The sequence below is a fragment of the Kribbella sp. NPDC003505 genome, from assembly GCF_040610875.1.
Classification (GTDB): domain Bacteria; phylum Actinomycetota; class Actinomycetes; order Propionibacteriales; family Kribbellaceae; genus Kribbella.
In genome coordinates, this window is record NZ_JBEXNA010000008.1 from 46,835 (window position 1) to 55,794 (window position 8,960).

The 8,960-nt window shown below is 64.3% G+C and carries 8 protein-coding genes and 1 pseudogene; 5 read left to right on the plus strand and 4 right to left on the minus strand.

Features of this window, described 5'->3' with window-relative positions; all coding sequences use genetic code 11:
* Nucleotides 1–1,322: 1,322 nt before the first annotated feature.
* Entirely contained in the window at nt 1,323–1,691 is a 369-nt protein-coding gene (locus ABZX12_RS26380; protein ID WP_355697292.1) for a hypothetical protein, read from the minus strand.
* Between the two features lie 439 nt (nt 1,692–2,130).
* Between ABZX12_RS26380 and ABZX12_RS26385 the strand changes: the two genes are divergently transcribed.
* The gene (locus tag ABZX12_RS26385; RefSeq protein WP_355697294.1) at nt 2,131–2,532 is read left to right on the plus strand and encodes a hypothetical protein; all 402 of its coding nucleotides are present in this window, start codon (nt 2,131–2,133) and stop codon (nt 2,530–2,532) included.
* 563 nt (nt 2,533–3,095) lie between these two features.
* On the opposite strand, the gene ABZX12_RS26390 is transcribed toward ABZX12_RS26385, so the two are convergent.
* Nucleotides 3,096–3,413 carry a hypothetical protein gene (locus ABZX12_RS26390; RefSeq protein ID WP_355697296.1) on the minus strand — a complete coding sequence of 106 codons (318 nt, stop codon included), beginning with the start codon at nt 3,411–3,413 and terminating at the stop codon, nt 3,096–3,098.
* A 203-nt stretch (nt 3,414–3,616) separates the two neighbouring features.
* On the opposite strand from ABZX12_RS26390, the gene ABZX12_RS26395 reads away from it, so the two are divergent.
* Nucleotides 3,617–4,102: a hypothetical protein gene (locus ABZX12_RS26395; RefSeq protein ID WP_355697298.1), complete on the plus strand. Its 486-nt coding sequence runs from the start codon at nt 3,617–3,619 to the stop codon at nt 4,100–4,102.
* Nucleotides 4,103–4,368: 266 nt separating this feature from the next.
* On the opposite strand, the gene ABZX12_RS26400 is transcribed toward ABZX12_RS26395, so the two are convergent.
* Nucleotides 4,369–4,590: a hypothetical protein gene (locus ABZX12_RS26400; protein WP_355697300.1), complete on the minus strand. Its 222-nt coding sequence runs from the start codon at nt 4,588–4,590 to the stop codon at nt 4,369–4,371.
* A gap of 323 nt (nt 4,591–4,913) precedes the next feature.
* Between ABZX12_RS26400 and ABZX12_RS26405 the strand changes: the two genes are divergently transcribed.
* The 3 genes and pseudogenes from ABZX12_RS26405 to ABZX12_RS26415 all read left to right on the plus strand — a co-directional run bounded on the left by ABZX12_RS26405 (nt 4,914) and on the right by ABZX12_RS26415 (nt 6,781).
* On the plus strand, nt 4,914–5,492 hold the full coding sequence (locus ABZX12_RS26405; protein WP_355697302.1) for a histidine phosphatase family protein: 579 nt from the start codon (nt 4,914–4,916) through the stop codon (nt 5,490–5,492).
* Between the two features lie 211 nt (nt 5,493–5,703).
* A pseudogene (locus tag ABZX12_RS26410) lies at nt 5,704–6,385 on the plus strand (transposase family protein).
* A 144-nt stretch (nt 6,386–6,529) separates the two neighbouring features.
* Nucleotides 6,530–6,781: a hypothetical protein gene (locus tag ABZX12_RS26415; protein WP_355697304.1), complete on the plus strand. Its 252-nt coding sequence runs from the start codon at nt 6,530–6,532 to the stop codon at nt 6,779–6,781.
* A gap of 1,758 nt (nt 6,782–8,539) precedes the next feature.
* Here the strand turns inward: ABZX12_RS26415 and ABZX12_RS26420 are convergent.
* The gene (locus ABZX12_RS26420; protein ID WP_355697305.1) at nt 8,540–8,713 is read right to left on the minus strand and encodes a hypothetical protein; all 174 of its coding nucleotides are present in this window, start codon (nt 8,711–8,713) and stop codon (nt 8,540–8,542) included.
* Nucleotides 8,714–8,960 lie beyond the last annotated feature (247 nt).

The window sequence follows — 8,960 nt, forward strand, 5'->3', positions numbered from 1 at the left end:
ACCGCCCCCCGTTTTTCGGTCACCCCCAACCTTTCCGGGGGGGGGCCGGAGTCGGATTTTTTCACCGGCGTGTTACGGCACCAAATCCTTCGTGGTCCGTCTCGTATCAGCTGATACGAGACGGACCACGAAGGACGAACTTGCACTTGGCAACTGCTCTTGGCTGGGACAGGCGCCGTCAGTCTCGCGGTCGGGGACCTCGAGGTTCAGGTGAGTCCGAACCACGCGAACCAAACGTTCAGCGTGTCATGGTCCGCAGTCCCGAGCTTGCCCAGGAGTGGTTTGCAGCCGCGGCCGCCGCGGGACTGGCGACCTGACCTCGACCTGCCCCCGAAGGCGGCAGCGAGGCTTCGTACTGCGGCGTGTGGCGATTCTACTGACGCCCCTCCCCGTCGGCGGAGCTGTGATCGCCGTAAGAAGCCCCAACGACTGCACCGCCGTCATTAGGCAGCGGTTGTCACGATCCGGAAGCGAAGCGATCAAGTGCTAATGCGTGAACACTGGACCGCGGCTGATGAACGGAATTTGACTGCGATGGGCGAGCCTGAAGGTAGCCGCGAGCTGCCCAAGCTGCTGGTCGGAGACGATCGGCACCAGCCGGAGCAGGGAGCGATCTCATCCGCAGCGACGATTCAGGTTGCCGGTCATGTGGCTCCTTATCCAACGTTGGCTGACGAAACGGTGATATCGGCTACGATGAACGATCGAGACGAGACCGCATCCGGCAAGTGGAGCCAGAGTCGACGTGTCACCAGGCTTAGCTTGCAGCGGATTCATGATGAGGCTGGTCGACTGGTCGCGCAGCGGACCGGCGGCGTTTCTTCCGTGGGGTATCTGACTAGCGGGCGAGGCAACGACGGCGTGTTTGGTGTGCGCCCTTCGGAGCAACCGTTTCCCGGTCTCGATCTGACCTTTTATGCCCGCGGAAACGAGCAGTTAGTATACGCAGCCGACTCGGGGTGGACACCGGACCCAGATGGCTGGACAACTCGATCGGTGAGGCGGCGAGGAGCGTGATGGCTGCTCAAGCCGAGCAGACAGCCCAGCGATTGTCGAGGCTGCGATCGGTGTTCGGCGACGGTCATTCGATCCCGCGAATGGTGGAGTCGTCGATTTCCCGTCTCCGGGCCGGGTGCTGCGAGAGCTCGATATCGCTTCGGTTGTCGATCCCGATGAGCGGTATGTGATTCCTGTTCCCGTCGCGGTACAGGAGTGGAGGCCCCTGCAGGACGGAACCGGTCTCGCGATCGGTCTGCGGGCGCCGGAACAACTGTCCGAGGCCCATCTGACCCGTGCCGGCCGGGAAATGGCTTGAGCGCTCGTCACCAAAAGGGTTCGATGCGGAGTTGCTCGGTCGATTGTGCCCAGGCAACACAGTGGCCGAGTTCGTTGCTGCGACGCAGAGAAGACCTGAACTCGCCGACTCCGCGCGAAGGTTTCTCAGCGCGGCGCGCGAATGCACCCTCACAACCGGTGAATTCCTCGCCGTGCGCAGGCAGGACAATTTGGTGTTCGACGCCGAGAACGAATTCCATCTCATCGACACCTTCGGACGTCCAACCCGGGAGTACTCGATCGGTAAGTTCCTGTTGCAGTGGATCAAGGACACCGGTCGGCCGGTCGACACCAAGCCCGCGCTCCTCGCTGTGAATGTCAGACTGATATCCGCGATGAATGCTCTCGCTGACCATGTCGGCGTGCCGGCGTACTGGGAGCTGCCGGAGCACATGCGGCCTTATCCTTGGAAGATCCTCCACGCTTGTGCCGACTGGCAGCCCTCCGGCGTAGCTCCCGGGCCCCGACCAGCCGAGCATCCCACCGAGTCGGCGAGGCCGTCACACCGCTACCCGCCAGGTTCTCGCCGGTCAGCGGGCCGCGCCCGATAGTCCCCCGCGCGTCAACGATGAACCGCGACGAAGCAGCCGGACGGTCGTGGTCAGTGCCACCAGACTCCAAGCTCACTGGTGGACGCACCTCGCGCGAATGCCCGATCCACGTGGACCGGGCTGACCACGAATGGCCAGGCAACGTCGCGCTATCGCCGATCCGACGAGGTAGGCCCAGGACAGCCCTAATTGCACGGATCAATCTGGCCCGAGCTCTCAAGAGGCAGGGCGCGAAGGCCGCGAGATGACCCTGCTGAAGTTCAACATCGGGATCAACTGGCCGGAGCACGGTCCATGTTTGATACAGGCCGCACGCGCGGCCGCGAAGCCGGAGGACCTGCGGGAATTCCTGCAGCCGCCGACCGACATTACGGTGCCCAGCACGGGCCTGGTCGATCATCCTGAACAGCGGCTGGGTCATCCCGTCCACCATGGCATGACCCATCGCCGTACCGGCCCCGGCCGGCCACGCTGCTACAGACCACCACGAAACCGGACGTTCCGCCGTACGGACGACTTCGACAGCTGCATCAGCAATCTCCAGTCCGGATCCTCGAGCAAGCGCGCGACGATTGTTGGCGGCCCCGAGGCATTCAGGCACAGCAGGTTCCCGAAGCCTCGCCTGATCGTGTCCACGATGTCCTGACGCAGGGACGCCCGCCGGTCGGGTCGCACGAGTGTGGCGAGGGCCGAACGCTCGGGGGCCGCCGGCTCCCAGTCCGGATACTCGCGTGAGCAGCGAACCTGCTTGATCCCTGCGGCCAGAACCGGCGACAACACACGGTCGGCGATGTGATCGAGTCGGGCTTGGCTGTACGCCTCGGTGACACCCTCTTCGACCGGCCAGTGGAGCATACTCACCACCGCCCCGGCGGCATGGTGCCGCGGAACGGCGAGGTGGGTGAACTCGTGTACGACCGTCGTCAACGCTGCGCGACGCTCGATCCCGGATCGACGACGGCAAATCGTTCAGGACGTGCGTACATCCGCTGCAGCGGCTCGACCACGACTTCCCGATGGAGGTACATGGAACCGTCGGGCCTACCTCCGCGGCGAATTCCACCTTGGGATCGAGATACTCGAGTACCCCGTTCCACAATGACCGCCCCGCGCCGGTGTCAACCGCAATGGCGTCTCTCACACGCTGCCACAGTCCATCACCGACGTCCGGACCCGCGCTCTCCATGCGGGACCGAACGGTTTCATCCGTCACCCCAGATCCGCGGAGCCGAGATCGATGCTCTTCTCCGGAGAACCATTCATGTCCAACCCTGGCCGACCCGCTCGAAGGAGGACATCCTCGGCACGTCCACGCGTCTCGCCCTCCGGCGAGCGGGCTTCGCGGACCAAGTCGTCCAGCGTCTTCAAGTACCGGTATGCCCGGGCTCGACTCTCTTCGTCCGTGATCGCGGCTGCTTGATCCCTCAGCCGAGCCACCCTGAGAGCCAGTTCCTCCGGGTCTGTGAACTCGCGCCACCAGGCGCGAACAAGCTTCCGCCGCGCCGAATCAAAGACTTCGTAATCCACCGAGCTCCTCGTCAGCACCTGAACCTCACCTACAGCAGCTTCACCGGGCCGCAATAAGAGGTGCCCCGTGGATGCCGGGACCACGCATATTCGGCCGTGCATACCCTCATCTCAATCGCGCAACTGCACCACGGCATCCGTAAGATCGCCGGTGCCGCAGGAAGGGCATGTCACGTCTCGCTGGCTTGCGGTAATGTCTCGGTGTGGCTGGTGTTCGTCAACGAATTACAGAGCTGAGCTTCCCGACGCCGGCCATCGTGAGAACGACCACTTCTTTTCGCAAGGGCGACCTGGTGAGTCAGTTCGCGGCGCTGCAGGCGATCGAGGCCAACGACGTGCTCCAACTGCTGGATGAGCAGCTGGACGCGGCTGCCTCCAAGGATGAGCGAGTCGCGGTCTTCGAGACGGCGTTCCAGCACGCGGCGAATTGGCGCTTCGAGATGGCGGCAATCGGTCGGCGGACCCCGGAGGCTGCGCTCGAGCCGTTCCGGACCCCGATCCATCGGTACACGCAGTACCGCCTCACACCGGCGGTCGCCAATCGCGAACCAGGGTCGCCCGCGTTCCAATTGCTGACGGCGCTGGAGCAGGTCGCTCTGGAGCGGTTGAACCAGGCGGAAGAATTTCTGAAGGGTTACAAAGGAGCTTCAGAACATCGTCGACTTGCCCGACGGGGGCACCGTCAATGAGAACGTGCTGCTTTTCGAGCCGAGTCTCTACGGACCCGACGCGGTGAAGGTTCGGACGGCATTGAAGGCTGACCGAGAGATTCTGCGACACGCGTCGTTCGAGACATTGAGGTTTTCTCATCGGGGTTGGTCGGCTGATCGGGTGTCGTTGTCTAGAGCAACGGTGTGGTGAACGGGGCGTGTCGCGTCGGCGGGGTAGGGGTCCTGACGCTGTAAGTCGGTTCTCGCCAAAGACTCAGTCCACGGACAGGACCCCACGTGATCACCTATCGTGCCACCCGGGCCTCGTCGAAATCGTCGGTGACCGGGGGCATCTGGAGCTTCGTCGCCCACTCGCCGGATAGCTGTTCGGAGCGTCGCCGCCGGAGCGCGTCGACGCTCAGTCGGCCGTCGACCGTGATCACCGGTTCGCCGTCGAGCACGACACGGCTGGACGGCTCGCGCACGGCGGCGGCCCCGACATCGGGAAACTGGTCGGTTAGGTCCATTGCGCTGCCGCGACCAGATCAGCGCCTGCCCGTCTCGCCGCACGATGACCACCCGGAGTTGACTGAACTTCTCATGCGCTGATTGCCGCTTCGAGCATGTGCCGGAGGGTGATGCGGTGCCAGGTGGCGAGCTGGCGCGTCGGGCACGAATCGTGTCTGGGCGGCGGGTCCTTCCGACGATGAGCACCTGGCTGCGTCGGCTCTCCTGCGCGATTTGGCGTGCCGGATCAGGCGTGCTGGCAACCGGCTGGACTGCACCCTTGCCGCCTATCAGTGGCTTCGCAAGGGACCGCACGCACACATGAAGGTGCGAGTATTGCCCAATGACCTCGGGTGAAGTAATCCTGGTTCGCCATGGGCAGTCGACTTGGAATGACGAACGCCGGTGGGCTGGCCAAGCTGATCCACCACTCACCGACCTTGGCAGGAAGCAAGCAACCAGACTTGCTGAACTCTGTCGTGGCGCGGGAATCGCCGCCGTGGCGACCTCTGACTTGAGTCGCGCTCGACAGACTGGCCTCATCGTTGCGCAGGCGCTCGAGCTCGCTCCACCAGTACAGCTGCCCGACATCCGCGAACGCTGGAGTAGGACGCTCACGGGGCTGACTGCCGAGGAGATCGAGGACAGGTTTCCGGGGGCGCTAGCTGCGTGGAGAGGCGGGACATCGGCGACCCTTCCAGGCGACAGCGAGGCATTCGATACCTTCGCCGCTCGAGTTGGTCGAGGGCTGCACGCCGCCGCATGCCTTGCCCCAGTCGTGCTTCTGGTGGCTCACGCGGGCATCTTCCGCGTTCTGGGCGATATAACTCGAACAGGTACGAATGCCAGTCTGGCGAATACCGATGGGCGCCGGATCGTAGTAGGTGCCAGCGGTATAAGCGACACGGGGCCGGCATTTTGATTTTGCCGCCAGGATGGTTGCTCCGAGGCGATTTATACAGGGCGCAGGACCGTCGGCATACAGTGCGGTCTTCTCACCGAGGTTGATGATCTGAGCGGTGCCGTAGTCTGAGGCAACGTTGTGCTGAACGGGGGTGTCGCGGGCTGGCGTGGGTCCTGGCCTAGAAAGGTCGGTTCTCGCCAAAGAAGCCCGACCTGAACCAGGACCCCACGTGATCACCTATCGTGCCAGTCTCGACGTGCCCGCAGAAACCGCCTACCAGGTCGCGCGCTGGCTGACCGCACACCGCAAGGCCCACGACGCGCGCCCCTGGCGGCGTGCCGCGACCCCAATTCGTGCAGGCCGTCATGGTGCTGCGCTGGTTCACAGAGGCCAAGGCCGTGCGCGAGGGGTGGGCATTCGTGGGCCTGGACGGCACGCTGATCCCCAGCACCCGGGTCAGCGCACCCTCCGACAGCGGTCACGACCTGTGGTACTCCGGGAAACACAAACAACACGGCGGCAACATCCAGGTCCTCACCGGCCCGACCGGTTACCCCGAATGGGTCAGCCAGGTCGAACCCGGCTCGACCCACGACATCACCGCCGCCCGAGAACACGCCCTGCCCGCGCTGTACCCGGCCGCCGCCCAGGGCCTGCCGACTCTGACCGACAAGGGCTACACCGGCGCCGGAATCGGCATCATGGTCCCGACGAAGGGCCGCAACCTGAGCCCCGACAACCAGGCCCGCAACACCTTGATCAGCGCCCTGCGCGCACCCGCCGAACGGGCCAACGCCCTGCTCAAACGCACATGGCAGGCACTCGAACGCATCACCCTCGACCCATGGCGAATCGGCGCGGTCACAGCCGCAGCACTCGTCCTGCTGCACCTCCAACGAGGCACCCGGTGAGAAACCCTCATTGGCCGATCTGGAAGCAGAGCGTCGCAGCACCGGGCCGCTCGCTCCCGGGATCCGGAGGTTCGGCGGGCATTCTCGGACGCCGCGTACTACCTCATCCAAGGCCCGTGGATGCAGCGCGGCCATGACGCAACCGTGCGCCCCTTCTTGGTCGCGGCGTACACGTCACTGTTCGACAAGACGCCGGTGTTGCCGCAGGCAATAGATCTGGACGCGATGGTCCGAGGGCAGGACGCGTTCAGCGAAGTGATGCGCGAGCAGTTCACTGTGCTCCCGTCTCCCGCTGCCCAAGGCCAAGCCCCGGAGAACATCTCCTCGAAGCATGGTGAGCGCCCCAGCCATCGAAGCACGCGCACCGCGCGGCGGCCAGGCGGCATCGGCCGTTGAGGATGACCCGTGGCTTGGCCTCAGATGGCGGGTCGGGCGCGCATGTTTCCCACGCCCTACGTTGTGAAGACAACTACGCCGATCTTCGATGTTCGCCAGTGCAGCCGCAGTCCATCGATCTGGACGGGCACGGTTCGCGACCAGCACACCTTCAACGGCCCGCCGCGCGACCAATCGCGAGCGCTCCCGTCGCCTTCCGCCGACCGGCAGGCGGCTTGGGCCGCTGAAGACCGGGCCCGGCAGACGAGCGTGGCTTGTATCCCCGGCCGTTGACGTGGTATTCCGCAGCATGTTCGGCATTTGATTTCAAGCGCACGGTTCTGCGGCAGCTTGGCTACATACACGCATGTATGAATGTAGCAACCACCACCAACCAGAGCGAGGATCTCATGAGTGACGCACCAAGAGGCCAAGTACGCCGTATCGCTGTCACTGGTTGCCTCACGGCTTCTGAGCCTCATGACTACGCCGACGCCTTCGAGGTACAGGTTCCCGTTGGTGACGTCTGACCACCGGAAGCCTGGGTCCGTGCCGGCCTTGAGCTGACGCCGGCTTGGGTCATGCGGGTCGTTGAGGGATTCGGCTCGCGAGAGCAGGCGAATCCGACCGTCGGCAAGCGGACCGTTATGGATCGGCAACTCGGACGAGTCCGAGGTTCGCCTCAAGGCGTCGCTCTCCTTCGTGCGCGTGACGATGATCGGGCGCAACCGCGACATCGGTCCGCCGAGTACTGCTCACCGTCTTCAACTTCGAACGGCCAGTGATCGGGTGCCTCATCTGGATCCTGCTCGGCGTTGGACACGGGTGGGCGGCGCCGCGGATCATCACGAGTCGAGCATCGGAGGAAATCTCAAGAAACCGGTCGCGATTTCCGAGCGGCTCGGGCTCCTCTATCGTCGGTGGCCTTGCGCCGACGGCTCGACTCACCTGCTGAGGTAGTACGGGTCGCGATGGCCGACATTCGTCGAACGAGGTACTGTCTGTTGGTCACTGAGACGGAGCATGGCCCGGCCGCGCGCGTGCTGGAGCCGTTCTGTCCAACAAGCGGTTGAAGACTGGCCGGCATCCGGACTTCCGCGCTTCAAGCCTGCGTGGCACACATTCTGGCCGACGGGCCTGCACAGGTCGAGCTATATCGTTGTCACTTGCCGGCCGACAGCGAGGGGGTTTCGGACGGCCGAGGGGTCGTCGCTCCTGCGCCGTTTGGACTACGGTCCCTCCGGCTCGAACAGACCGATGGCGAGTGGCACCCGGTCGGGTCGACTGTCCCGCGGTGAGCCGCCTTGCGCCGCTCCGACTGGTTGCCTTGAGCAAAATTGAGCACCCGGTATCACGGGGCAGTCGGATCGCTGAGCGGTTCCGGGGTGCTGTGGAGTAGCACCCCGGAACCTACACGGCCCCACATGGGAGGGTCAGGCCGTGGCCAGCGGCCGGAATCTGCTCCGGCGATCCCGCGTCGAGATCAACGGTCAGGACTCGAGTGGTACGTACCACGTTCATCCACGGCGACGATGCGTTGCTCGACGACGCCCGGAGCAATAGCCATCGCCGACACCGTGGAATCTCCAATCGAGACCCTGCCAAGTCGATCATCCAGCGCCTCAACCATAAGGAGGAGCGACGACCGCTGGCATCGGCAACTTTGCCAGTCGAGAGCGGTCGAACCGCCGTGCGCAGGCTGTGCTGACCGGCACCTTGAGCGGCTGACCTATCTCCCATGGGGAACGCTGACTGTTCACGCCTCGGGCCCGGGCCTATTCAGGGGCCGTTGCCTTCCGATGCGCCGGACGGCCGCGTGAGATTCAGTGGCATTGGCAGATCGTCCTTCTCGGACAGAAAGGCCGTCTGCGCAAACAGGTTGGCTTGCTTCGCAACATCACCGAGAACGTAGGCGTTGGTTCCTGCGCCGGCCAGCATTGCGATGACAGGCATGACACGGGGACATGTTGACCACGGACGAACACGTTCATCAGCTTCTCGACCGCTGCCATCAGGCGCTGGTCCTCGCGAAGCTTCTTGCTCCATCGCGTAACGTCCAAGACCCGAGTTGAAGGCCGACGATGCTTCCCGAACGGCGGCGGCTTCGGGGCCCTGCTCCTTGTACGCGCGCAGCACTATCCCGATCGATGAGGCGTCGCTGATCGGGAGATAGGGCGTCGAAAGCCGTACGCATACGCAA

Coding starts and splice junctions, on each gene's coding strand:
- ABZX12_RS26380 (WP_355697292.1), bottom strand. CDS start 1,691: ATGGTCAGCGAGAGCATTCATCGCGGATATCAGTCTGACATTCACAGC.
- ABZX12_RS26385 (WP_355697294.1), top strand. CDS start 2,131: ATGACCCTGCTGAAGTTCAACATCGGGATCAACTGGCCGGAGCACGGT.
- ABZX12_RS26400 (WP_355697300.1), bottom strand. CDS start 4,590: ATGGACCTAACCGACCAGTTTCCCGATGTCGGGGCCGCCGCCGTGCGC.
- ABZX12_RS26405 (WP_355697302.1), top strand. CDS start 4,914: ATGACCTCGGGTGAAGTAATCCTGGTTCGCCATGGGCAGTCGACTTGG.
- ABZX12_RS26420 (WP_355697305.1), bottom strand. CDS start 8,713: ATGCCTGTCATCGCAATGCTGGCCGGCGCAGGAACCAACGCCTACGTT.